The following is a 24555-nucleotide window of genomic DNA, read 5'->3' as shown; positions in this document are numbered from 1 at the left end:
TCGGCTGTGTGGATGAGCCGCTGGAAAGTGCTACCGGCATACCCCCCGACCCCGCGGTCCCAACCCCGGCACCGGGCAAAAACCGTATGGCTCAGGTCCGCCGGAACCCGCTCCTGAGCACCCCCATCAGCAGCTCGTCGTGGCGGCGCCCCTCCCAGAGCAGCGAGTCGCGCATCCGCCCCTCGACGGAGAAGCCGCAGGAGCGGTAGACGGCGATGGCACGCATGTTGAAGGCGTAGACGTGGAGCCACACCCGGTGCAGCCCGATGCGCTCGAAGGCGTACTCCAGGACGAGCTGTGTGGCCTCCCGGCCCAGGCCCTGGCCGGTGAACTCGATGGCGGACAGGGCGATGCGGTAGCCGGCGCTCTCGTTCTCCGCGGCCACGGCGTAGACGGACAGCTCTCCCAGGTAGCGCCCGTCCCCGGGCGCGAGGATGGCCAGGTCCAGCCGGTCGGTGCTGCCCGCCCGGGTCGCACACCACTCCCTGGCCTCCGCGTAGGTGAGGTGGCGGTGGGTGCCGGTGAGTCTGCGGACCTCCTCGTCGAGGCCTGCGGTGAAGTAGGCGTCGGTGTGCTCCGGCCCCAGGGGCACCAGATGGACGCGTTCCCCGGTGAGAGTGGGTTTTTCTCGCAGCGCGCTCGTGTTGATCATGGGATCTTCCGGTTCCGTCCGGGCCCGCGTGTGGCGGTTCCCGGCGTGGGGGAGACGGCGGACGGCAGGCTGGGGCCCCGCGCGGGAGCGGGCCCCGGGGCGGGCCGGGTCAGGGCCCCGGGTCTCGGGTTGGCCGAGCGGTCCGGGTCGGAAGCCTCTCGGATACGGAGCGGACCCCCTATGTAAATCGGGTCCGCGTCCTATGGCAAGCCCGCCCGACGCGGTGGCCGAAAACGTCTGTCGTCCCATGAGCGGACTGGATAGCATCTGCGCGCACGGAACCGTCCACGTGGGAGCCGCCTTGAGCACGTCCGCCGAGAAGACCGCAGCACCGCCCCCGGAGGCCCGCCGGGCCCGGGTCGCGGTCTCCACCCTCTTCTTCGTCAACGGATTCACCTATACCAACGCGGTGCCGTGGCTGCCGGTGATCAAGGACCGGCTGGAGCTGAGCAACGCCGAACTGGGCCTGGCGATCGCGGCCATGCCCACCGGGGCGATCCTCACCGGCATGCTGGCGGGGCCGCTGATCCACTGGTTCGGCAGCGGCCGGGCGGCCGTCGGGACCAGCCTGGTCTCCCTGGGAGCGCTTCCATTCATCGCCCTGGCGCAGAACTGGTGGATGCTGGCGGCCGCGCTCTTCGTCCTGGGCAGCGCGGACGCCTGGACCGACTCCGCGCAGAACTCGCACGGGCTGCGCGTCCAGCGGCGCTACCGGCGCAGCATCATCAACACCTTCCACGCGGTGTGGAGCCTGGCGGCGGTCGCGGGAGGACTGCTGGGCGCGGCGATGGCCGGACTCGGGGTGCCGCTCCTGTGGCACCTCGGCGCCGTTTCCGCCGTGCTGCTGGTGGTGAACCTCGTGGTGAGCCAGATGCTGCTGCCCGGACCGGACAGCAGTGAGCGCGAGGACGGGACCAGCGGCGAGGACGGGCGCCGGCTGCGCGTCCCCGGCCGCGCGCTGGTCCTCCTGGTCGGGCTCGGCGTGCTGCTGATGTTCGCCGGGGGCATCGAGGACTCGGCCGCGTCCTGGGGCGCGGTGTACATGACCTCGGAGCTGGACGCGTCGCTGTTCCTCGCCGCACTGCCGTTCGTGGCCTGCCAGGCGATGATGACGCTGGGAAGGCTCGCCGGCGACCGGGTGACCGACCGGTTCGGCGCGGTGGCGGTGGGACGCGCCAGCGGGCTGCTTGCGGGTGGAGGGATCGCGTTCGCCCTGCTCCTCCCCCACCCCGTGACCACCGTGATCGGTTTCGGCGTGATGGGCCTGGGCGTGGCCACGCTGTTCCCGCTCACCCTGGCCGCGGCCGGGAACGTGCCGGGGGTGCGCACCGGCGACGGCGTGACCGTCGTCGGCTGGCTGGGACGCGCGGGGTTCCTCGGGTTCCCGCCCCTGATCGGCCTCCTGGCCGACTCGTTCAGCCTGGGGGCGGCCCTGTGGGTGATCTCCGGTGCGGGCGTCACCGCGTTCCTGCTGGCGGCGGCACTGCGTCCGCGCGGGTGAGCGAGCCGTGTGCCGGGGCGGGGAGCGCCCCCGCCCCGGCACACGGGCAGGGCCCCCGGTCGTGGGACACGACCGGGGGCCCTGGTGCGTCCACGGTCGGGACCGTGGGACGCGGGTACCGCTAAGCGACCGGGGACGGGCGCCGCGCACCGGCCCACAGGGCCAGAACGCCGATACCCGTCACGACGGCGCCACCGAGCACGAAGCCCTGCATGTCGACGCCGGTCTGGGCGAGGGTCTCGTCGGCGCCGCTGTTGACGGGAGCCGGGGCCTCGGGCGTGGTGGTACCACCGGGGGTGGTGCCGCCGGGGGCCTGGCTCTCGTCGCCGTCGTCGTCACCGGGGTCGGTGCCCTCGCCCGGGTCCGGGTCGGGGCCCGGGTCGGGGTCGGGATCCGGGTCCGGGTCGGGATCCGGGTCGGGGTCCGGGTCCGGATCGGGGTCAGGATCCGGGTCGGGGTCGGGGTCGGGGTCGGGATCCGGGTCCGGGTCCGGATCCGGGTCGGGTCCGGGCGTCTCACCGTCTCCGGGGTCCTCGCCGTCACCCGGGTCACCGGGGTCCGGGTCGACCGGCGGGTCGGGGTTGCCCGGGTTCTCACCATCGCCCGGGTTCTCCGGGGAAGGGGGGAAGTCGGCCGGGAACAGGTCCGGCACAGTGATCGGCGCGTCCTCCAGGACGACCTCGTCGAGGACGGGGAGGACAGGGGACTCGACCGTTGCCTCGGTCACCGCGGGGGCGACGTCGGGGGTGGTCTCGTCACCGGTCACGGCGAACGCCGGGCTGACGGAGAAACCGGCCATGAACAGACCGGCCGCAGTCACGGTCAGAACGCGCTTCTTGGGGGACATCCCACTCCTTTCTCTTCTCTGCGAGTGATCTGCTCAGGGGGAGAGATCTACTCAGGGGGGATGGCATAGAGGTGGTCGTCGTGGACCACCACGGCCCGCTCACCGAGCAGGCCGTTGGGCTGGACCGAGCCTTCGGGGGCCTCGGACGGCTCTCCGGAGGCGTCGACGGCGACGAGTGCGCCGTCGAGCCGGCCGAAGACCCGTGCGCCGACCGCGATCTCGGGGATGAGACCGGGGACCACCGCGGACTCGCCGGTCGCCGGGTCCAGGACCATGGGCCCGTAGGCGACCACGTCGGTCCCGACGGGGCCGGAGCGGTGGCGGACGTCCTCCAGGAGGGCGGGGTCGACGGCAGCGGTACCGATCACGCTGCCGTCCTCGCTGTCGTGGAAGGCCAGGATCGTCTCGTCGCCCTCGCGGGGCTCCCAGCGCACGATGACGTAGTCGCGCAGGGCGGTGACGACCGACTCCATCTCACCGGCCTCGTCCGGGCGCTCGGCGTTGACCTCGACCGGGTCGCCGTCCGGGGAGACCCACGTCCAGGGCCCGCTGAGGACGGCGGCGAGGACGTTCTCCCCCTCGGCCAGCATCGGGGCTGCGCTCCCGGGGACCTCCACGGGCTCCAGCGCGTCCGCGACCGGGACGTAGGCCTCCTCCTCGCTGCGCACGAGCACCGAACTGCCCACGTACTGGGCGGAGGCGTTCTCCGGGATCGGGATGTCGACGGGCTCCCCGCCGTCCGCGGGCCAGAACCAGAGGGTTCCCGCCGTCTCCGCCACGATCGCGGGCCCGCCCCCGTACTCCACGAACCTGGGCGAGCCCAGGAGTTCGCCGGAGCCCATCGGCAGGTCGGCCGCCCAGAGGCGTGAGCCGTCGGCGTCGAACAGGTTGAGCCGGTCCTCGGGGTCGACGTAGGCGAGGAGCTCGCCGTCGCGGCTGACCCCGGGCTGGCTCCCCGTGGCGAGCGCCTCGCTGAAGTCGACGGTCTCGGAGAAGTGGGGCGGCGCGGGGTGGTTGAGGGTGACGTCGTCGGCCGCCTGCTCCGCGGGGTCGGCGCCGCCGCCAGGGAGGAAGCGCATCACGACCACGCCCGCGCCCACGAGCAGGACGAGTGCCAGGGCCGCGGCCCCGGCGATGAGCAGGCCGCGCCTGCGCCCGGAGCCCGCGGGCCGGACCGGACTCGCGGAAGGCGTGGGAGTCGCGGGGGCCGCGGGCGGGGGCGGGACCGGGGCGGCGACGGGCGCGGGAGGCTCGGCGGCCTGGACCACCCCGTCGGGCGTGGCGACCAGGCGCCAGACGCCGTTGGCGTCACGGGCGTCGACCAGGACCGGCTGCCCGATTCTGGCGGCATAGCCGGTGGCGACGTCCAGGGCCGCGCGCCGGGTCTCCTTCGGGGCGCGGCCGGTGACGACCTGGCGCTGCCCCTCGATGACGATCTCGGCGCTGTGTTCGTCGGGCGCGATGACGATGACGGCGGTGGGCCGGGACTGCCCCGGTCGGGACGCCCGGCTCATGGTGCCTCCGAAGGCATGGGAAACGTGGACCTGTTCGTGTACGGGTTACGGGAGACCTCGGTCAGCGGTGACGGTAGGTCGCGGCCTGGGTGGTCACCAAGCGGTGGTGCCGGCACACGCGTAGTCGATGCTGCTGGAGATGATACTGATGGTCGTCCTCCGGACCTATTCCGGCCATGGGCCGGTGGACCCGGTATCCGCTGCGAAACTTCCGACAGTGTTTCCGTTGTCCCTCCCCCGACCTGCAAGATCACCCCGGCACGGGATGCGGACCGGACGTTCCGCGCTGTCCCGCCCCTGTTGTGGACCCTCCGACCCGTCGTGAGGTTCACACCGAAAATGGCCGGATCCGGCCAGGGTCCCGCGGTTCGATCCGCCCCGGAGCGCGCACGGCCCCCGGCCGACCACGGCCGGCGCGGTTCCGGGACCGCGCGTCGGCCCCGCCGGGGCGGTGTACCGGTCAACCGGGGAGCCTGAAGAGCCTGATGTACTCCTGGGGCCGGTTCCGCTGGTCGGCGGCCGCGGTGGCGGCCGTTCCCCCCGGTTCGCCCACGAGGTGGACGGGGACGCCCGGGACCGCCGCGAAGGACACCGGGACACTGGAGAACCCGGCGTACGCGCACCGGACGCTGTGCGGTCCCGGGGGAAGGCCCACGACGAGGCTCTCCCCAGGAGCCACCGTCCCCACCCTGTCGCCGTCCACGTGGATCCGATAGTCGACGAGCATGTCCCGCATGCCCGCATGCGGCCGGTGGACCACCACCGGCACCCACCCCCGCGGCACCTGTCCCGGGCTGCGCAGGCCGATCACCTTCGGCCCGGTGAGCACCGGTTCCGCCGCGGCCTCCAGCCGCGCCGCACGCTCCCTCCTCAGGTGGACCCAGGCCAGGACGGCGGACCCGCAGGAGACCGCCAGCAGGGGCATCATCGTCCAGGCGGAGTTGAAGACGACGAACGCCAGGGCGAGCAGGGTGAGGGGGACGGAGGTGACGAGGTTGAACCGGGTCGTCACGGAGAAGAAATGCTCTCCCCCCGCCCAGCGGATCCTCTCCGAGGACGTCATCTCCGTGTGGGCGACCGTCGTGCAGCAGGCGGCGGCCCACCCGAGGAACAGGGCGAGGAAGATCCCGGCCGCCACCGGCACGGGATTCCCCGTGAACCGCACCACCGGGAGGATCACGAAGCAGGCCAGAGGGCCTGCGCTCGCACAGGCGGCGAGCAGGGGCGACGCCCTCATCCGCCGTACCCCCGCTCAGGGGCGGCGACACGGGGCCGGGGGCCGGCGGGGGACGGGGGGACGGTCATGGGGGTGACCTCTCGTGGTGCGGCGTCCGGACCCGGGGCCGCGGGGCCGCGGCCCTCCTCCCGGACGGTTTCCGCGACGGTACCGGGGCGGAGCGACCTTCGGCGAGTCGGCGGGCCTCAGCGGCCGTTGCCCTCCACGATCGTGTCGATGACCGCCTGCTCACGCCGCTGGACGAGGCGGTCCGCCCGCTCGAACCGGCGGTTCGCGAGCTCGGCCCTGGCCGCGGCGGTGCGGACGGTCGGCCACATGGCGTCGATCTCGGAGTTGAACGAGGACCCGACCAGGACGGCGACGGCCATCACGTACAGCCAGGCCAGGATGGCGATCGGCGCCGCCAGCGAACCGTAGATGCTCACCTGGCCCAGGGAGGCGTCCAGGTAGGCGCGCAGGGCGGCCGACCCGCCGATCAGCACCAGCGTGGCCAGCAGCGCGCCGGGCAGGTGGCGCCACAGCGGGGTGCGCACCGGCACGCTCAGCGCGTACAGCAGCGTGACCGCCGCGATGGCGAGCAGCACCACGGTCGGCCAGTAGAGGAGGTTGAGGCGCCCCACGGTGATGGGCAGGAGCGCGTGCACGATGTCGGGCCCGGCCACCAGGACCGGCAGGACCAGGACCGCGAACAGCAGCCCCCCGAGGTAGGCGACGAACGCGAGGACCCTCTGGCGTATCCAGCCCCGCAGCTCGTCCAGCCCGTAGGAGATGGTGATGGAGCGGATGAAGACGTTCATCGCCCGCGACCCCGACCACAGCGACACCGCGAACGTCACCGAGAGGAGCCCGCCCTGGGCGCCGCCGAGGAAGTCGTCGACGAGCGGCCTGACGACGCTGTCCACCGTGCCCGGGGTGAGCACACGCGCGGCCAGGTCCAGGATCCAGACCCGGATCTCCTCCACGATGTCGTCGCCCAGCACGGCGGCCAGCGGCCCCAGCGCCCCCAGCAGGCACAGCAGGAGCGCGGGCAGCGAGATGAGGGTGAAGAACGCCGACTCGGCCGCGAGGCCGACCACCCGGTCCCGGGCGAACGCCCGCACGGTGCGCAGGACGAGCAGCATTCCGCCGTGCGCGCGGGGGTGCCGTCTCAGCCATGCGTCGACGGCGTGCCACAGCGCCTCCCAGAATCCCACCACGGGGAGAACGTTAGTGGGCACAGGCCCCACCGGGCGACGCGGTGAGTGACGTGACTCACGTCGGGGGCCTTTCGGCGCGTCTGGACAAAGTCCGGAAGCCCGTGACATTCTCATTGCATGATCGCTGCCCTGGACCCCATGCTCTGCGTGCGCCGCCACGTGGACTTTCTTCGGGTCCGCAGTGCCATCTGTTGCAGCGTCGGTTAATCTCGCCGCCTTTTGACGCACCCCAGGGGTGCGCGCGGCCCCGGCGCTCTCCCCCTTCTTCGCTTCCCCACACGCGGATCCCACCCGTGACGCCCGACACGACGACGTGCGGCGCCCACGGGCCGGCGGTGCGGGCGCCGGGACTGTGAGCACCCCGCGACCCCATCGGAGACACCCGCGATGCCTCCCTCTTCCGCGCAGCCCGGCAGGACAGCGACCGCGGCCACGCCGCGACGCCGCCGTGGCGAGGGCCAGTGGGCCCTCGGCTACCGCGAGCCGCTGAACAAGAACGAGGAGAACAAGAAGAACGACGACGGGCTCAACGTCCGCGATCGGATCATCAACATCTACTCCAAGCGCGGGTTCGACTCGATCGACCCGGCCGACCTGCGGGGGCGTTTCCGCTGGTTCGGGCTGTACACGCAGCGGGCACCGGGCATCGACGGCGGCAAGACCGCCGTCCTGGAGCCGGAGGAGCTGGACGACAGCTACTTCATGCTGCGCGTGCGGATCGACGGCGGCCAGCTCTCCGCGGCGCAGCTGCGCGCCATCGGCGAGATCTCCCGCGACCACGGCAGGGACACCGCCGACATCACCGACCGCCAGAACGTCCAGTTCCACTGGATCCGGGTCGAGGACGTGCCCGCGATCTGGGAGAAGCTGGAGTCGGTCGGCCTCTCCACCACGGAGGCCTGCGGCGACACCCCCCGTGTGATCATGGGCTGTCCGCTGGCGGGCGTCGCCGAGCACGAGGTCATCGACCCCACACCGCAGATCCGCCAGATCTACGACGAGCACATCGGCAGCCCGCTGTACTCCAACCTGCCCCGCAAGTTCAAGACCTCGCTGTCGGGGTGCAGCTCCCACTGCGTCAACCACGAGATCAACGACATCGCGTTCGTGGGCGTGCGCGACGGGGCGGGCGAGGCCGGCTACGACCTCTTCGTCGGCGGCGGCCTGTCCACCAACCCGATGTTCGCCCAGCGCCTCGGGGCGTTCGTCCGCCCCGACCAGGTCAGCGAGGTGTGGGCGGGCGTCTGCTCGATCTTCCGCGACTACGGCTACCGGCGCCTGCGCACCCGCGCCCGGATCAAGTTCCTCATCAAGGACTGGGGCGCGGAGAAGTTCCGCCAGGTGCTGGAGGAGGAGTACCTGGGGTACGCGCTCCCGGACGGCCCCGCCCCGGAGCTGGACCCCGGGCTGGAGCGCGACCACGTGGGCGTGCACCGCCAGAACGACGGGCGGTTCTACGTCGGTTTCGCACCCAGGGTGGGGCGGGTCTCCGGCACCTCCCTGCTGCGCATCGCCGAGATCGCCGAGGAGCACGGTTCGGACCGCATCCGCACGACCGCCGACCAGAAGCTGGTGATCCTGGACGTCGAGGAGGAGCGGATCGACTCGATCCGCGCCGCCCTGGGCGCGGAGGACCTCCAGGTCGAGCCGAGCGTGTTCCGGCGCCAGACGATGGCGTGCACCGGCATCGAGTTCTGCAAGCTCGCGATCGTGGAGACCAAGGCCCGCGCCTCGACCCTGATCGACGAGCTCGAGAAACGGCTGCCGGACTTCGGCGAGCCCCTGACCATCAACCTCAACGGCTGCCCCAACTCGTGCGCCCGCATCCAGGTGGCCGACATCGGCCTCAAGGGCCAGCTGGTGATGAACGCCGACGGCGAGCAGGTGGAGGGCTACCAGATCCACCTGGGCGGCGGCATGGGCATGACCCGGTCCTTCGGCAAGAAGATCCGCGGCCTGAAGACCACCGCCGACGACCTGCCCGACTACGTCGAGCGGGTGCTGCGCCGGTTCCAGGACCAGAAGAAGGACGGTGAGTCCTTCGCGTCCTGGGTCGGCCGGGCGGACGACGCCGACCTGAAGTAGCGACCGGAGCGGCCCGGCCGGGGCGGGCTCCCGCCCCGCGGGCCGCCCCGGCCGTGCCCGAGCAGGACCCGTGGAACACGACGAAGGAAGAGGTGCGCCATGTCCGAGAGGGCCGCGCCCCACTACTGCCCCTACTGCGGTGACGAGGACCTGGTTCCGGAGGAGGGAGCCGCCGTCAAGGGCGAGGGCTACCCCTGGGCCTGCCTGTCCTGCGCCCGCGTGTTCCGCGTCAAGTACGTCGGGTTGCGCTCCGCGTCGTTCTCCGGCGCGGACGCCCCCTCCAGACCGACGGAAGGGAACTCATGAACTCCACCATCACCGCCGCGGGCGGCCCCGAGCTCGCCGTGCGCGCCGCGCGCGAGCTGGAGGAGGCCTCCGCCCAGGAGATCATCGCCTGGGCCGCGGAGACCTTCGGGGACCAGCTCTGCATGACCTCGTCCATGGCGGACGCGCTCATGGTCGACCTGGCCTCGAAGGCCGCGCCCGGCATCGACGTGATCTTCCTGGACACCGGGTACCACTTCCCCGAGACCCTGGGCACCCGCGACGCCGTCTCCTCCGTGTACGACATCAACCTGATCAACGTCGAACCCGTCCGCACGGTGGCCGAGCAGGACCTGGCCCTGGGGCCGCGCCTGCACGGCCGCGACCCCGGTATCTGCTGCCACCTGCGCAAGGTGGAACCCCTCCAGCGGGCGCTGGCGCCCTACGCCGCCTGGTTGACCGGCCTGCGCCGCGAGGACTCGGTGACCCGCCGCGACACCCCCGTCGTGCAGTGGGACAAGCGGCGCCGGATGACCAAGGTGAACCCGATCGCCCGCTGGACCCAGGAGGAGGTCGACTCCTACATGGCCGAGAACGGGGTGATGGTGAACCCCCTCCAGTACGACGGCTACCCCTCGATCGGCTGCGAGCCGTGCACGCGGCGCGTGGAGCCGGGCGAGGACCCGCGCAGCGGCCGCTGGGCCGGGACGGGCAAGACCGAGTGCGGGATCCACATATGAGCGCCGGGACGCCGGGGGGGCGCCCGTCGGCGCCCCTGCTGGCGGTGGCGCACGGCAGCCGGGACCCGCGGTCGGCCGAGACGGTCGCCGCGGTCCTGGACCGGGTGCGGTCGCTGCGCCCGGGGCTGGACGTGCGGGCGGCCTACCTGGACCACGTCGCGCCGGGCGCGGACGAGGCCCTCGGAGAGCTGGCCTCGGGGGGCGCCGGCGAGGCCGTGGTCCTGCCCGTGCTGCTGACCGCGGCCTACCACAGCAAGGTGGACCTGCCGAGGGCGCTCGCCGCCGCGCGCGGGCGCAGCCCCTGGCTGCGGGTGCACTACGCCGACACGCTGGGGCCGCACCCCCTGCTGCTGGACGCCGTGGAGCGGCGCCTGGCCGAGGCGGGGGCGGACGCCGGGCCGGGGACGGCGCTGGTGCTGGCCTCGGCGGGGTCCGGCGACCCGGAGGCCAACGCGACCGTGGGGGCCCTGGCGGAACGGCTGGCGGAGCGCGGGCCGTGGCGCGAGGTGGTGGCGGCCTTCGCCTCGGCGGCCCGCCCCTCGCCGGGCGAGGCGGTCGCCGCCCTGCTCGGCCGGGGGGCGCGGCGGGTCGCGGTGGCCACCTACCTGCTGGCCCCGGGCTTCTTCGCCGACCGCATCCGCTCGCAGTCGCTGTCCGCGGGGGCCTCCGTGGTCTCCGAGGCCCTGGGCGACGTGCCGGAGCTGGCCCGGGTGGTCCTGGACCGGTACGACTCCGCGGTCGCGGTCCGGCGCGCGGTGGTCCGCGCCTGAGAGGCGGCGGGCGGGCCCGGCCCCGGGTCCGCCCCAGCCGGCCCCGCCCCGGTCCGGCGTCCGCCGGCTTGTCGCCGCTCCCGGCCGCCCCGGCCCCCTGACCGGTGCAGACGCCCCCCGACACGGTCGTCCACAGGCGGGGGGCGTCCCTTGTGCCGGGCGGCGCGGGCGAGAAGAATCAGGACCGGCGGCGCTCCGGCCGGACGCCGCCGGCCGTACGAGCCGTGGAGGTGGCCGTGCCCGGGGACCAGAGCGCGCCGGAGCCGCAGGGGGCTCCGGCGGAGGACGGCATCAGGGACCTGCTGAGGGGGCTGCCGGTGTTCGCGGGCCCGCTGCCGGGGTTCGACCCCGCCGCTGCGCCCGACGACCCGGCGGAGCTGTTCCTGGAGTGGTTCACCGCGGCGCTGCGGGACGGGGTGCCCGAACCGCACGCGATGACGGTGGCCACCGCGGACCAGGCGGGCGCCCCGTCGGCGCGGGTGGTGATCATGAAGGACTTCACGCAGCGGGGATGGTGGTTCGCCACCACGACCACCTCCCGCAAGGGGCGGGAGCTGGCCGCCAACCCCGCCGCGGCACTGCTCTTCCACTGGGGGCCGCAGGGGCGCCAGGTGCGGGTGCGGGGCTCGGTGGAGCTCGCCTCCCCGGAGCAGTGCGCGGCCGACTTCCTCGCGCGTCCCCTGGAGTCGCGGGTGGCCGGTCTGCACGGCAGGCAGAGCCGGCCCCTGGCCGATCCCGCCGAGGTGGACAGGGCCGCGGACCGGGGCCGGGAGCTCCTGGGGCGCGAGCCGGGGCTGGCCCCCGGGGACTGGGGCCTGTACGTGGTCTCCCCCGCCGAGGTCGAGTTCTGGCAGGCCGACCCGGACCGGCGCCACACGCGCCTGCACTACTCCCGCACGGTGCCGGACGGGTCCTGGGAACGCGGTCTGCTCTGGCCCTGACGCATGGGAGGGCTCCCATGCCCCGCGGTCCGCCGCGCCCGGTCTGATCAGGCAGGGGGCGGGGGAAACGTGTGTCCACAGCGTTACCGAATCCTGTTCCGTTCGGCGTCCCGGGCACGGGTAGGATTCCGGAACCCTCCGAACACCGAGCCAGAAGGACGGTAGGTCGATGCCCCCGACACACGAGGTGTTCAACCAGGCCGCACCGCTCGGCGACTACAGCGCCGGGGAGGACCCCGCCCTCCTCGAAGGACTGCGGCGCGAGGGCGCCGAGTGGGCCGAGGCCGACGTGCGCGCGGTCGGCGACGCCGCCGGATCGGAGCGGGTGCGCGCCTGGGGCGAGTCCGCCAACGCCTACCCCCCGGTGCTGCGCACGCACGACCGCTACGGCCACCGCGTGGACGAGGTCGACTACCAGCCCGCCTACCACGTGCTGATGGACCAGGCGGTCGAGCACGGCATGCACGCCGCCCCGTGGGCGGAGGACCGGGCGGGCGCGCACGTGGCCCGCGCGGCCAAGTTCTTCCTGTGGTCCCAGGCGGAGAGCGGTCACGGCTGCCCCGTCTCGATGACCTACGCGGTGGTGCCCGCGCTGCGCCACGCCCCGGAGCTGGCGCAGCGCTACGAGCCGCTGCTCACGGCCCGTACGTACGACTTCGGGCTGCGGGCCCCGCACACCAAGCACGGGCTGCTCGCGGGCATGTCGATGACGGAGAAGCAGGGCGGCTCGGACGTGCGCGCCAACACCACGCGCGCGGTGCCCTCCTCCGGGGGGCACTACCTGCTCACCGGGCACAAGTGGTTCACGTCGGCGCCGATGAGCGACTTCTTCCTCACCCTCGCGCAGGCCCCGGAGGGGCTCACCTGCTTCCTCGTGCCCCGTGTGCTGGAGGACGGCAGCCGCAACGGGCTGTCCGTCCAGCGGCTCAAGGACAAGCTGGGCAACAGGTCCAACGCCTCGGCCGAGCTGGAGTACGACGGGGCCGTCGCCCACCTGGTCGGCGAACCCGGCCGGGGTGTGCCCACCATCATCGAGATGGTCAACAGCACGCGGCTGGACTGCGTGATCGGCTCGGCCTCGGGCATGCGCGCCGCGGTCGTGCAGGCGCTGCACCACGCCGAGCACCGCCGGGCGTTCGGCGCGGCGCTGGTCGACCAGCCCCTGATGCGCAACGTGCTCGCCGACCTGGCGCTGGAGTCCGAGGCGGCGACGGCCCTGATGACGCGCCTGGCCGGGGCGGTGGACCGCTCGGTGCGCGGCGACGGATCGGAGTCGGCGTTCCGGCGCCTGGGGGTGGCGGTGGGCAAGTTCTGGGTGACCAAGCGCCAGCCCGCCCATGCCGCGGAGGCCCTGGAGTGCCTGGGCGGCAACGGGTACGTGGAGGAGTCGGGGATGCCCCGCCTGTTCCGCGACTCGCCGCTCAACTCGATCTGGGAGGGTTCGGGCAACGTGGCGGCGCTGGACGTCCTGCGCGCGATGGGCCGCAGCCCGGAGTCGGTGGAGGCGTTCTTCGCGGAGCTGGGCGCCGCCGCCGGTGTGGACGACCACTACGACGCGGCCGTCAAGCGCCTGGAGCAGTCCCTGGGCGACCAGGAGGAGGTCCAGTACCGTGCCCGGTCCGTGGTGGAGCTGATGGCCCTGACCCTCCAGGCGTCGCTGCTGCTGCGGTACGCGCCGACCCCGGTCGCGGAGGCGTTCACCGCGTCGCGTCTGGGCGGCGAGTGGGGGCACGTGTTCGGCACCCTGCCCCGGGGGACGGACACCGGGCTGATCCTGGACCGGGCCCGGCCGCGCAGCTGAACCGCGTCCGGCCCGCACGGCCCGCGGGCCGGACGCGCACGGCGCACGCCGGGCCGGCCGTCCCGCCGCCCCTCCCCGTGCGGCGGCCGCCGCACGGGGAATTCCGGGGGCCGCCCGCCGAGCCGGTGATAACAATTCCCACAAAGGACACGAAGAGGGACGCCCCTCGACGATCATCGCCCGGGGTCGGCATACTTCGCCCGTCGCGGCGGAAGGAAGAAGTCGTCACGAAACACGTCCGCCCGCTTTCGGGCAGGGGCGTGACGGACGACCACCCTTCCGAACGGAACGGATTCGCGCCGTCCCGTCCAGACCCGAAGGCCCCGACACCAAGAGACCGACAGATCCTATGGTGGAAGTCTGGCCAGGTAGTTCCTATCCGCTCGGTGCGACCTACGACGGGTCCGGCACCAATTTCTCCCTGTTCTCCGAAGCCGCCGACCGGGTGGACCTGTGTCTGTTCGACGACGACGGCGAGGAGACGCGCGTACCGCTGACCGAATACGACGGATTCGTCTGGCACGGGTACCTGCCCGGAATCGGCCCGGGGCAACAGTACGGGTACCGGGTGCACGGCCCCTACGCCCCGGAGCACGGTTTGCGGTGCAATCCTGACAAACTACTCACCGATCCCTATGCGAAAGCCCTGAACGGCAATCTCACCTGGCACGAGTCGCTGTTCAGCTACCGCTTCGCCGACCCCGACCGCAAGAACACCGACGACAGCGCCCCCTACGTGCCCAAGTGCGTGGTGGTGAGCCCGTTCTTCGACTGGGGCAACGAGTCCCGCCCGCGCACCCCGTACCACCGGACGGTGATCTACGAGGCGCACGTGCGCGGCCTGACGATGCGCCACCCGGGCATCCCCGAGCACCAGAGGGGCACCTACTCGGGACTGGCGCACCCGGTGGTGATCGACTACCTCACCTCGCTGGGGGTGACGGCGGTCGAGCTCATGCCCGTCCACCACTTCGTGCCCGAGCACGCCATGGTGGCGCGCGGGCTGACCAACTACTGGGGGTACAACACCCTCTCCTTCCTGGCCCCGCACAGCGGGTACGCCGCCCGCGGCTCACGCGGCCAGCAGGTCCAGGAGTTCAAGGCGATGGTGAAGTCCCTGCACGAGGCGGGTATCGAGGTCCTGCTCGACGTGGTGTACAACCACACCGCGGAGGGCGACCACATGGGCCCCACGCTGTCCCTGCGCGGCATCGACAACCTCAGCTACTACCGGGTGAGCGACGAGGACCAGCGCTACTACCTCGACTACACCGGGTGCGGCAACAGCCTGAACGTCCGCCACCCGCACTCGCTGCAGCTCATCATGGACTCGCTGCGCTACTGGGTCCTGGAGATGCACGTGGACGGGTTCCGGTTCGACCTCGCCTCGGCCCTGGCCCGGGAGTTCCACGACGTCGACCGGCTGAGCACGTTCTTCGACATCGTCCAGCAGGACCCGGTGATCTCGCAGGTGAAGCTGATCGCCGAGCCCTGGGACGTGGGCCCGGGCGGATACCAGGTGGGCAACTTCCCGCCGCTGTGGACCGAGTGGAACGGCAAGTACCGCGACACCGTCCGCGACTACTGGAGGGGCGAGCCCGTGATGGGCGAGCTCGCCTCGCGCCTGGCCGGGTCGAGCGACCTCTACCAGGACGACGGCCGCCGCCCGGTGGCCTCGATCAACTTCATCACCTGCCACGACGGCTTCACGCTCGCCGACCTGGTCTCGTACGACCACAAGCACAACGAGGCCAACGGCGAGGGCAACCGCGACGGCACCGACGACAACCGCTCCTGGAACCACGGGGTGGAGGGGGACACCGAGGACCCGGCGATCATCACTCTGCGCCGCCGCCAGGTGCGCAACTTCCTCACCACCCTGTACATGTCGCAGGGGGTGGTGATGCTCTCCCACGGTGACGAGGTGGGCCGCACCCAGGGCGGCAACAACAACGCCTACTGCCAGGACAACGAGATCGCCTGGATCGACTGGAAGAGCGCCGGGCTGGGGGAGGACGAGGAGCCCGACAACGACCTGCTGGACTATGTGCGCGGGCTGGCGCGCCTGCGGCGCGACCACCCGGTCTTCCGGCGGCGCCGCTTCTTCCGCGGCGGCCCGGTGGAGGAGGCCGCCGCCGGGGAGGGCGGCCTGACCGACATCGCGTGGCTGCGGCCGGACGGCAGGCCGATGTCCGGTGACGACTGGGACTCGGCCGGCCAGGCGCTGGGGGTGTTCCTCAACGGGGACGCCATCACCGAGCCCGATCCGCGCGGGCGGCGCATCCGGGACAGCTCCTTCCTGCTCCTGCTCAACAGCGGCGCGGACGCGGTGGACTTCACCGTCCCGGGAACCGAGTACGGGATGGCGTGGGAGACCGTCCTGGACACGGCCGAGCCGGATGTGTCCGGGAGGCCGTTCGTGGCCGCCTCCGGACCGGTCCGGGTGATCGACCGGGCGCTGCTCCTGCTGCGCCGCGTGTCGCACAGGAACTCCTGACCCGGGCCCGGGGAGGGCCGGGGCCGACCCCGGCCCTCCCCGGGCGGCCCGCCCCCGTACCCCCTACGCTGAGTGACCATGTCGACCGAACACGCCGGCGGCGCCGGCACCTCCGCTCCCGTCACGTTCCGCGAACTCCTGCCCTCTCCGGGCGCCGGGGACGTCGACCCGGCCCTCGCGTACGCCTATCCGCCCGGCCTGGACCGCCCCTGGGTGCGCGCCAACATGGTGGCGAGCGCGGACGGCGGCGCGGTGGGGCCCTCGGGCCGCAGCCGCGACCTGTCCTCCGCTCCCGACCGCAGGCTGATGGGGGTGCTGCGCGGCCTGTGCGACGTGGTGCTGGTCGGAGCGGGCACGGCGCGCACGGAGGGGTACGGCCCGGTCCGGGCCAGGAAGGCGTGGGAGGGGCTGCGCGCCGGACGTGCCCGGACCCCCGCGGTGGCGGTCGTCTCCCGCTCGCTCGACCTCCCGGAGGAGCTGCTGACGGAGGCCCCCGAGGACGCCCGCACACTGGTCCTCACGACCCGGGGCGCACCGGAGGAGCGGCGGCGGCGGGTGGCCCGGTACGCCGACGTCGTGGTGGTGGACGGGGCGTCGGTGACGCCGGCGCACGTGGTCGGGGAGCTGGCCGCGCGCGGGATGCGCCGGATCCTGACGGAGGGGGGACCGCACCTGCTGGGCGAGTTCGTGGCCGCCGGGCTCCTGGACGAGCTCTGCCTGACCCTGAGCCCTCACCTGCTGGGATCGGGGCCGCCCCGCATCGTGGCGGGAGGCCCCGGAGCCCCCGGAGCGCCGGAGGCGTGGTCACAACAGAGCACACCCGTGCGCATCGCGCACCTGCTGGAGGCGGAGGGGAACCTGTTCGCGCGTTACGTCAGGGGCTAGGGCGTCTCGCGGGGACGCGGCTGTAACCGGTCGGTTTCGGCCGCCCCACAACGACGCATGAACCATCCCGCAATCGGACATACCCGATGTGTGCCCTCCACTGGAATCACCGCCACGGGACACACCGCATTGACGGGGCTTACCGGCTTGGCCCCCGGCCGAGAGGATGAACGTAGTGCCGACGTCCGAAAACGGGTCCCCTCCGGTCTACCGGGAGATAGCCGAGGAACTACGCGGACAGATCCGCTCCGGGCGGTACGCCGACGGCGACCGCCTTCCCGGGGAGAACACCCTCATGGAGCGTCACGGAGTCGCCCGGGCGACAGCCCGGCAGGCGCTCTCCGTGCTGATCAACGAGGGCCTGGCCGTGGCCGTACGCGGCTCGGGCATCTACGTCCGCCTGTTCCGGCCGGTGCGAAGACACGGCGCGCGCCGCCTGTCCAAGGAGCTGTGGGGCCAGGGCCGGGCGATCTGGCAGACCGACGGCGAGGAACGGGGCTACGAGGTCGACGGGCTGTGCGTGGACGAGACCGTCGCGGACGGGCACGTGGCCCGCGCCCTGGGGCTGACCGAGGGGGGCGGGGTGCTCCGGCGCTCGCGCCGCTACCTCGTGGAGGGGAGGCCGGTCCAGCGCGCGGTCTCGTACCTGCCCCTGACGGTCCTGGTGGACTCCGCCGCGGCCAGGCGCGTCCGTGAGCACGACAGCGGCCCCGGGGGGATCTACGCGCGGCTGGCCGAGCTCGGGCAGGCGCCTGCCCACTTCACCGAGGAGATCCGGGTGCGCATGCCCACCCCGGAGGAGAGCCAGGAGCTGAGGCTGGCGCCCGGGACACCGGTGCTGGAGGTGGCGCGCACCGCGCTCACCTCCGAGCACCGCCCCGTGGAGTTCAACGAGATCACGATGGACGGCTCGGCGTACGTGCTCCAGTACGACTTCGACGCCTGACCGCCGCCCCGCCCGCGCACCGGCCCGTACACGGCGGGAGGGGCGCCGTTCCCGGCGCCCCTCCCCCGAACCCGGCTCAGCGACAGCCCCGCTTGGAAGCGAACACCAGGTACGCCAGCGCCAGGAACACGAGTCCCACCGCCGGCGCCCCGGCGGCTGCGAAGAGCAGGGAGTTCGACTCGGTCATCGCCCACCGGGCCATGCCGGCCCCCAGGACAATCGCCACGGCGAGCGCGCACACCGCGAGCACCGTGGCGGAGACCAGGAGCTTGCGGTCGCTCCAGGGCTCGGGCCTGGCCAGCTCGGCCCGCCTCGTCGTGGTGCGGAGGCTCAGCTCCGCGGCCCACGCCAGCTCGCGGCCCGCGACGGCCGCGCCCCCGGCGAGCACCCGGGCCCGCCCCCGTACCCCCGAGGTGGTCCGGTCCAGCCACCACAGTCCGTATCGAATCCTGCCCACACGCAGCGGCCGTCTGCTCACTCCGAGTGCCTGTTGCGTCGCAACCGCCATGTCACCCGCCTCACACGCACCGTACGACCACCGACCTCGTCGGTTGCCGTACCCGTCGCCCGGGCCACTGAACGTCGCCAGAGGTGAAGTTAGGTGGATATAGCCATGAAGGATGATTTACCGGCACCAAAGGCTCTATGTACCGGTCCGTCCGACAGGGGGCGCCGTGGCAGCATCAGGACACGATTCGGGGTAGCGTCGTCACATGGCTGACTCATCGGACCAGGCCCCGCACACCGGCGACGGGACCGAACGTCTTCCCCAGAGCGACCAGGAATGGCGCGACCGGCTCAACGCCCAGGAGTACGCCGTCCTCCGGCAGGCCGCCACCGAGCGCCCCTGGAGCGGCGCCTACGTCGACACGAGGACCAGCGGCGTCTACCGCTGCCGGGGCTGCGGGGCGGAGCTCTTCCGCTCCGACGAGAAGTTCGACTCCCACTGCGGCTGGCCCAGCTTCTTCGATCCGGCCGACTCCGACGCCGTCACACTGCACGAGGACAGGTCCCTGGGCGCGGTGCGGACCGAGGTGCGGTGCGCCACCTGTGACTCCCACCTCGGCCACGTCTTCCACGGCGAGGGCTACGCCACCCCGACCGACGCCCGGTACTGCATCAACTCCGTCGCGCTCACCCTCGAACCGGCCGACTAGCACCTCCCCGCCCCGCCCCGGACGCGTGGTCCGGGGCGGTCGGCGCGCGTATCACCGTGCGCCCGCGACCCGCCCGCGACGGGATCGGGGATAATCGCATCCAGCGCGTCAACGGTCGGCCCCCTCGGCTGCCCGCGAGGCGCGGCGCGAAGGCCCCCGGACCACACCGGGTCCTCCGCGCACCAGCCGGCCCTCAGCCACCGGGCCGACCCCTCACAGCGGCAACCGATGTGCGGGCGACCCGACCGACCCGCGACGAAAGCGCTCGATGACCGACGACTCACCTTCCTCATCAGTCACCCACCGCCCCCCGGCACGCCCCCGGTTCGGCATGGCCCAGGGGTCGGGCCCCTGGCTGCTCCCCGCTCTCGGAGCCGCCGGGGCCGCCGTGCTGGCGGCACGGGGCTCCCGGGCCCGCACGGCGCTCGCCGTCCCTGTGGTCGCCCTCGCGGCTGGGATGACCTGGTTCTTCCGTGACCCCGAACGGGGGCCTGCGACCGGGCGGGTGCTGTCCGCGGCCGACGGCGTCGTACAGAGCCTCGACCTCCAGCCCGACGGGCGGATCCGGGTCGCGGTGTTCATGAACCCCCTCAACGTGCACGTCAACCGTGCACCCCTCGCCGGTGTGGTGACCGGTGTCGAGCACCGCCCCGGGGGTTTCCGCCCCGCATTCGACAAGGACAGCGAGCGTAATGAGCGCGTCATCTGGACCCTTGAAACCGAGATCGGTGAGATCACGGTCGTTCAAATCGCCGGCGCGATGGTCAGGCGTATCGTCCCGTATCTCGCTGCGGGGCAGAAGGTCGAACAAGGCGAGAGGATCGGTCTCATCCGGTTCGGGTCCCGGGTCGACGTCTACCTTCCGGCCGGGGTCGCCCCGGCGGTGGAGATCGGCCAGAAGGTCCGCTCCGGAGAAACCCGTCTTGACGCCGACTGAGAGCGCGGAGGGCGTGGCCGCGGCCGAACGGCCCGCGGGCGCCGTCGAGGCGGCCCCCCTGCTGCGCCTCGGCGTGGCCGACTACCTGACCCTGGGCAACGCCCTGTGCGGCTTCCTCGCCGTGTGGGCGCTGGTCGTGGCGCAGACCGCCCACGCCGCCGCCGGGGCGGTCGGCCCGCTGCCGCGCACCGCGATGGCCACGGTCGTGGGCCTGATGATGGTCGCGGCCGCCCTCGACGTGCTCGACGGCCGGGTCGCCCGCAAGCTGGGCGGCAGCGGCATGGGCGCCGAGCTGGACAACCTCGCCGACGTGATCAGCTTCGGGTTCGCCCCGGCGTTCTTCTTCGTCGTGTGGGCCATGCAGGCCGGGGACGCCGGCCTGCTGCCGGTGGCCGCGGGCGGCGCGGTGCTGCTCGCGGTGATCGTGCGGCTGGCCCGGTTCTCCTGCCAGGCCCCGGGCGCGGACTACTTCACCGGGCTGCCCTGCCCGTTCGGCGCGATGGCGGTGGTGACGGTGGTGCTGCTCGACCCGCCCCTGCTCGCGGGGGTCGCGGCGGTGCTGCTCATCTCCTGGCTGATGGTGAGCCGCATGGAGTACCCCAAGCCCCGCGGCCGCAAGGCCTACGCGGTCCTGGGCGTGCTCGGCTTCGGCGTGGCCCTCATGGCCGCCTGGGGCATGGGGCTCCCCGCCGGGCAGTCGCTCATCTACCTGATGAGCGCGCTCGTGCTGGGCTTCATCGTGACGATCCCCTTCTACGTGCTGGCCACGCGGAGGTCCGCCTCCGCCCGGGGCTGAGGCGGGGACGCACGGGGAGCGCCCCGGGCGGAGGCGAGGGCCTCCGCCCGGGGCGCTCCGCGTTCCCGGTCCGCCCCGGCTCCCCGGCCGTCCCCGGCGGCGCGGCGGGCCCGCGCGGACGGCCCCGCGGGGAGCGGGGGCGCGTCGGCGCGGGCGGTGGAGCGGCGGGGCCTGCGGGACGTCGCAGCGGCCATCGGTCCTCGACCGCGCATCGGGCCGGTACCAGGCCTCCGGCGGGTGCGAGAGGGGCGTCGAGGGCCTCCGGTACCGGTGGTGGACGTCGCCGTCCACACCGGTACCGGAGGCCCTCTTCGCCTGTGACGGCAGGGGCGGGTGTCACCGGCCTCCACGGCCGTCACACCTAGGGCAGGGCGTCGACCAGTTCCGCGACGCCCTTGCGGCGGCCGGTGTAGAACGGCAGCTCCTCGCGGGTGTGCAGGCGCGCCTTGGCGCCGCGCAGGTGGCGCATCAGGTCCACGATGCGGTACAGCTCGTCGGCCTCGAAGGCGAGCAGCCACTCGTAGTCGTTGAGGCCGAACGAGGACACCGTGTTGGCGCGCACGTCCGGGTAGGGGGCGGCCATGCGACCGTGCTCGGCGAGCATCGCGCGGCGCTCGTCGTCCGGCAGCAGGTACCACTCGTAGGAGCGCACGAACGGGTAGACGCAGATGTTGTCGCGCGGCTCCTCCCCGGCGAGGAAGGCCGGGACGTGGCCCCGGTTGAACTCGGCCGGGCGGTGGAGGCCCATGACCGACCACACGGGGCTCGAGGCGCGCCCGACCTCCGTGCGGCGGAACGCCGTGTAGACCTCCTGGAGCTGCTCGGGGGTGTCCGCCACCCACCAGAACATGATGTCGGCGTCGGCCCGGAAGCCCTGCACGTCGTAGGCGCCCCGGGTGGTCACGCCGCTCTCGGCCGCCTTGTCCAGGAGCGTGCGCAGCTCGTCGGCGGCCGCGCCCCGGTCGACGCCGTCGAGGCGGTCGACCTTGAAGACCGACCACATGGTGTAGCGGATGAGCTTGTTGAGGTCGGCGCCGTCCTGGCCGACGGCTTCGTTCTGCTGGCCCGTCACGGGTTGACTCCTTGCTGGTTCGTTCCGGCGGCGTCTCCGCCGCCGCTGCGTCCGTGGGTCGAGAGTGCGCCGACCAGGCGTTCGGCCTGCCGGTCGGCGTCGGCGATGCAGGCGGGGATGCCGACGCCTCCGTAGACCGCGCCGCACACCCCCAGCCCCGGGATGCGGTGCACGTCGGCGCGGAGGCGCTCGACGAGGTCGGCGTGGCCGACGGAGTACTGGGGCAGCCCGCCGTTCCACCGGGTGACCCGGCTGTCCACGGGGCGGCCGGCCATGCCGGTGACCCGTGCGAGGTCCGCGCGCGCCGCCGCCTCCAGTTCCCCGTCGGAGCGCTCCAGCACGGCGTCGTCGCCGAACCGGCCGATCGAGCAGCGCACGGCCACCAGGTCCTCGCCGGGGTTGGCCTCGGCCAGCGCCTCGGCGAGCCAGGGCCACTTGTTGCTGGAGAACGTGGCGGCCTTGACGGTGAGCCCCTCCCCCGCCGGGACCAGGAACCCGGTCCCGGTCAGGGGCCGCGGGAAGGCGGCGGCGGGCAGGACGAGCGTCACGAGCGCCATGCTGGCGTACCGCACCCCGCCGAGGTCGCGTGCGGCCCCGGGCGCGTGCCCGGTGAGCAGGCGGGAGGCCTCCGGGGCGGGGCACGCCAGGAGGACGGCGTCGCAGGCGACCGGCTCGCCGCCGTCCAGGTGCACCCTCCAGCCCCCGGGGAGGCGTTCGAGGGAGGCGGCGCGGGTCCCGGTCCTCAGGTCCGCGGCGTGGCGCTCGGCGAGCGCGGCGACGAGCTCCGCGACCCCCCCGCGCAGGGAGGCGAACACCGGCCCCGGCCTGGTGGGCGCGGCGCCCCGGCCCCGGAGGCTGGTGTGCACCGCCCTCATCAGGGAGCGGTCGCCGCGCGCCATCGGCGCGATCTGGGGCAGGGTCGAGTCCAGGGAGAGGAGGTCGGCGCGGCCCGCGTACACACCGCCCAGGAGGGGTTCGACGAGGCGGTCGACGACCTCGGGGCCCATGCGGGCGCCGACGTAGGCGGCGACGGACACGTCGCCGCGGACGGGCGTGCGCGGCCTGACCAGGTCGAGTCCGGCGCGCACGGTGCCCGGCCACGACAGCACCCCGCTGCGGGCGAGGGCGCGCAGGTCCCCCGGCACCCCCATGAGCTGGCCCCGGGGCAGGGGGCGCACGCGCCCCCGGCTGTAGACGGCGGCGGCGCCCGGCCCGGGGTGCACCACCCGGTCCTCCAGCCCGAGCTCCGAGAACAGGTCGACGGCCTCGGGGCGGCGGGCGAGGACCGCCTCGGCGCCCGCGTCCATGGGCACCCCCGCCACCGGGGACGCGCGCAGCTTCCCCCCGGGGCGGTCGGCGGACTCGACCACCGTGACGGCGGCGCCGAGACCACGGAGGCGGTGCGCGGCGGTGAGTCCGGAGACCCCTCCGCCGACCACGACGACGTGCGGTGCTTCAGGCATGCCTCCAGCTTCCCAGATGTCGCGGGTCACAGTGATCCGCCATACCTCCCGACACCCGGTGACCTCGGTCCCCCTCCGGCGCCGGGGAGCGGGCCACGGGGGCCGGGACGGTGCGGCGGCGGGGGCGCCCCCTTCCGGCGGCGGGGTGTGGAGCGCTCCGGCGCCCCTCCTCTCACGGATTCCGGCCGGGCCCCGCCGTACCCCCCGGTCCCGCCCGTCCCGGCGGCCCTGTTGCGGGGTCGTTACCGAAGGCCCGCAACCGGGCGCGGAGCCGGGCGCGTCGAACGTTCATGGCTACTTCAGCGGTCCCCCCGGCGCGGCGTGTCGCCGGGGCTGCGTTCTCCGTGGGCCTCGCGGCCCTGCTCCTCACGGCCTGCGGGGCCGGTGGGCTCACCAGTTCCGGCAGCTCCGACAGCTTCGCGGGCGGGGGCTCCGAGGAGGGCCCCGCCGCGGCCGGGGAGCGCGCCGTGGGCGCCGACGACGGGGGCGGGGGCGTCGAGCAGGAGGACGCCCCCTCCTCCTCGGTCGGAGCCGACGTCGAGGTCGGCGAGCGCGACCTCGTCCACACCGCGGACCTGACCGTCCGGGTGGACGACGTGTCGGAGGCCTCCGAGCTCGCCAAGGAGCTCACGATCGGGGCGGGCGGCTACATCGCCTCGGAGAGCCTCTCCACGCCCGCCGGCGGCACCCCCGAGGGCAACCTGACCCTGCGCGTGCCCAACGACGGCTACGAGGGGGCCCTGGAGGCCCTGGGCGAGCTGGGCGACCGCTCCAACCTGGAGCGGTCCGTGGAGGACGTCACCGAGGAGGTGGCGGACGTCGAGAGCCGCATCGCGTCCTCCGAGGCCTCGCTGGAGACGCTGCGCGGCTACCTGGAGGAGGCCCGTGACGTCGACGACCTGCTGCGGGTGGAGAGCGAGATCCAGACGCGGCAGTCGGAGCTGGAGGCCTTCCAGGCGCGCCTGGAGACACTGACGAACCAGACCGCGTACTCGACGGTGCACCTGCGGCTGACCCCGCCGGAGACCTACCTGGAGGAGCCGTCGGAGGAGGGCATCGGCTTCCTCGGCGGCCTGGAGCGCGGTTGGCGCGCGCTGGTGGCGCTCGGAGGGGGCGTCGCCGTGGTCGCGGGCTGGCTGCTGCCGTTCCTGGTCGCGGCCGCGGTGCTCGGCGCCGGGCCGCTGTGGTGGTACCGCTCGCGCCGGCGCGGCGCGGCCCCCGGGCGCAAGGCCTCGGGCGGGCGCCGCGGGACCG

At 73.5% G+C, this 24555-nt stretch carries 22 protein-coding genes; 14 read left to right on the top strand and 8 right to left on the bottom strand.

Features of this window, described 5'->3' with window-relative positions; all coding sequences use genetic code 11:
• Positions 1-91: 91 nt before the first annotated feature.
• Entirely contained in the window at positions 92-652 is a 561-nt protein-coding gene (locus ACFQBR_RS26505) for a GNAT family N-acetyltransferase (protein WP_344181669.1), read from the bottom strand.
• A 247-nt stretch (positions 653-899) separates the two neighbouring features.
• On the opposite strand from ACFQBR_RS26505, the gene ACFQBR_RS26500 reads away from it, so the two are divergent.
• Positions 900-2153 carry an MFS transporter gene (locus ACFQBR_RS26500; protein WP_378554707.1) on the top strand — a complete coding sequence of 418 codons (1254 nt, stop codon included), beginning with the start codon at positions 900-902 and terminating at the stop codon, positions 2151-2153.
• A gap of 121 nt (positions 2154-2274) precedes the next feature.
• On the opposite strand, the gene ACFQBR_RS26495 is transcribed toward ACFQBR_RS26500, so the two are convergent.
• The 4 genes from ACFQBR_RS26495 to ACFQBR_RS26480 all read right to left on the bottom strand — a co-directional run bounded on the left by ACFQBR_RS26495 (position 2275) and on the right by ACFQBR_RS26480 (position 6947).
• Positions 2275-3000: a DNA primase gene (locus ACFQBR_RS26495; protein WP_267949202.1), complete on the bottom strand. Its 726-nt coding sequence runs from the start codon at positions 2998-3000 to the stop codon at positions 2275-2277.
• A 47-nt stretch (positions 3001-3047) separates the two neighbouring features.
• A complete protein-coding gene (locus tag ACFQBR_RS26490) occupies positions 3048-4514 on the bottom strand; it encodes a hypothetical protein (RefSeq protein WP_344181671.1) in 1467 nt (488 codons plus the stop codon).
• 460 nt (positions 4515-4974) lie between these two features.
• Positions 4975-5751, bottom strand: a complete 777-nt coding sequence (locus ACFQBR_RS26485; protein WP_344181673.1) for a hypothetical protein — start codon at positions 5749-5751, stop codon at positions 4975-4977.
• A gap of 185 nt (positions 5752-5936) precedes the next feature.
• A complete protein-coding gene (locus ACFQBR_RS26480; protein ID WP_267949199.1) occupies positions 5937-6947 on the bottom strand; it encodes a YihY/virulence factor BrkB family protein in 1011 nt (336 codons plus the stop codon).
• Between the two features lie 387 nt (positions 6948-7334).
• Between ACFQBR_RS26480 and ACFQBR_RS26475 the strand changes: the two genes are divergently transcribed.
• From ACFQBR_RS26475 to ACFQBR_RS26435, 9 genes are all read left to right on the top strand, one after another.
• Positions 7335-9032, top strand: coding sequence for a nitrite/sulfite reductase (locus tag ACFQBR_RS26475; RefSeq protein WP_344181675.1), 1698 nt, complete (start codon positions 7335-7337; stop codon positions 9030-9032).
• 99 nt (positions 9033-9131) lie between these two features.
• Positions 9132-9338, top strand: a complete 207-nt coding sequence (locus ACFQBR_RS26470) for a hypothetical protein (protein WP_267949197.1) — start codon at positions 9132-9134, stop codon at positions 9336-9338.
• Entirely contained in the window at positions 9335-10036 is a 702-nt protein-coding gene (locus tag ACFQBR_RS26465; protein WP_344181677.1) for a phosphoadenylyl-sulfate reductase, read from the top strand. The genes ACFQBR_RS26470 and ACFQBR_RS26465 overlap by 4 nt, the downstream gene beginning before the upstream one ends.
• Positions 10033-10806, top strand: a complete 774-nt coding sequence (locus ACFQBR_RS26460) for a sirohydrochlorin chelatase (RefSeq protein WP_344181679.1) — start codon at positions 10033-10035, stop codon at positions 10804-10806. Before ACFQBR_RS26465 ends, ACFQBR_RS26460 begins: the two co-directional genes overlap by 4 nt.
• A 236-nt stretch (positions 10807-11042) precedes the next feature.
• Entirely contained in the window at positions 11043-11747 is a 705-nt protein-coding gene (locus ACFQBR_RS26455) for a pyridoxine/pyridoxamine 5'-phosphate oxidase (RefSeq protein ID WP_344181681.1), read from the top strand.
• A 169-nt stretch (positions 11748-11916) separates the two neighbouring features.
• Positions 11917-13548: an acyl-CoA dehydrogenase family protein gene (locus ACFQBR_RS26450; RefSeq protein WP_344181683.1), complete on the top strand. Its 1632-nt coding sequence runs from the start codon at positions 11917-11919 to the stop codon at positions 13546-13548.
• Positions 13549-13897: 349 nt separating this feature from the next.
• On the top strand, positions 13898-16045 hold the full coding sequence (gene glgX / locus ACFQBR_RS26445) for a glycogen debranching protein GlgX (protein ID WP_344181685.1): 2148 nt from the start codon (positions 13898-13900) through the stop codon (positions 16043-16045).
• Positions 16046-16123: 78 nt separating this feature from the next.
• Positions 16124-16930 carry a pyrimidine reductase family protein gene (locus ACFQBR_RS26440; protein WP_344181687.1) on the top strand — a complete coding sequence of 269 codons (807 nt, stop codon included), beginning with the start codon at positions 16124-16126 and terminating at the stop codon, positions 16928-16930.
• A 166-nt stretch (positions 16931-17096) separates the two neighbouring features.
• On the top strand, positions 17097-17876 hold the full coding sequence (locus ACFQBR_RS26435) for a GntR family transcriptional regulator (protein ID WP_267949190.1): 780 nt from the start codon (positions 17097-17099) through the stop codon (positions 17874-17876).
• Between the two features lie 76 nt (positions 17877-17952).
• On the opposite strand, the gene ACFQBR_RS26430 is transcribed toward ACFQBR_RS26435, so the two are convergent.
• Positions 17953-18384 carry a hypothetical protein gene (locus ACFQBR_RS26430; RefSeq protein WP_344181689.1) on the bottom strand — a complete coding sequence of 144 codons (432 nt, stop codon included), beginning with the start codon at positions 18382-18384 and terminating at the stop codon, positions 17953-17955.
• Between the two features lie 205 nt (positions 18385-18589).
• On the opposite strand from ACFQBR_RS26430, the gene msrB reads away from it, so the two are divergent.
• The 3 genes from msrB to ACFQBR_RS26415 all read left to right on the top strand — a co-directional run bounded on the left by msrB (position 18590) and on the right by ACFQBR_RS26415 (position 20766).
• The gene (msrB, locus tag ACFQBR_RS26425; protein WP_344181691.1) at positions 18590-19033 is read left to right on the top strand and encodes a peptide-methionine (R)-S-oxide reductase MsrB; all 444 of its coding nucleotides are present in this window, start codon (positions 18590-18592) and stop codon (positions 19031-19033) included.
• Positions 19034-19301: 268 nt separating this feature from the next.
• Complete coding sequence (locus tag ACFQBR_RS26420; protein ID WP_267949187.1) at positions 19302-19970, top strand: phosphatidylserine decarboxylase; 669 nt, start codon at positions 19302-19304, stop codon at positions 19968-19970.
• Positions 19957-20766 (top strand): CDP-alcohol phosphatidyltransferase family protein, encoded by an 810-nt coding sequence (locus tag ACFQBR_RS26415; protein WP_344181693.1) that lies wholly within the window; start codon positions 19957-19959, stop codon positions 20764-20766. The genes ACFQBR_RS26420 and ACFQBR_RS26415 overlap by 14 nt, the downstream gene beginning before the upstream one ends.
• Positions 20767-21127: 361 nt before the next feature.
• On the opposite strand, the gene hemQ is transcribed toward ACFQBR_RS26415, so the two are convergent.
• Positions 21128-21838, bottom strand: a complete 711-nt coding sequence (gene hemQ / locus ACFQBR_RS26410) for a hydrogen peroxide-dependent heme synthase (RefSeq protein WP_344181695.1) — start codon at positions 21836-21838, stop codon at positions 21128-21130.
• The gene (gene hemG / locus ACFQBR_RS26405) at positions 21835-23331 is read right to left on the bottom strand and encodes a protoporphyrinogen oxidase (RefSeq protein ID WP_344181697.1); all 1497 of its coding nucleotides are present in this window, start codon (positions 23329-23331) and stop codon (positions 21835-21837) included. The genes hemQ and hemG overlap by 4 nt, the downstream gene beginning before the upstream one ends.
• A gap of 260 nt (positions 23332-23591) precedes the next feature.
• On the opposite strand from hemG, the gene ACFQBR_RS26400 reads away from it, so the two are divergent.
• On the top strand, positions 23592-24555 hold a 964-nt coding region (locus ACFQBR_RS26400; RefSeq protein WP_344181699.1), incomplete at its 3' end, for a DUF4349 domain-containing protein.

It is taken from the genome of Nocardiopsis tropica (genome assembly GCF_042660575.1).
GTDB classification, from domain to species: Bacteria; Actinomycetota; Actinomycetes; order Streptosporangiales; family Streptosporangiaceae; genus Nocardiopsis; species Nocardiopsis tropica.
Note: the sequence above shows the minus strand (reverse complement) of the source record. Positions and strands in the feature narration are given on the sequence as shown.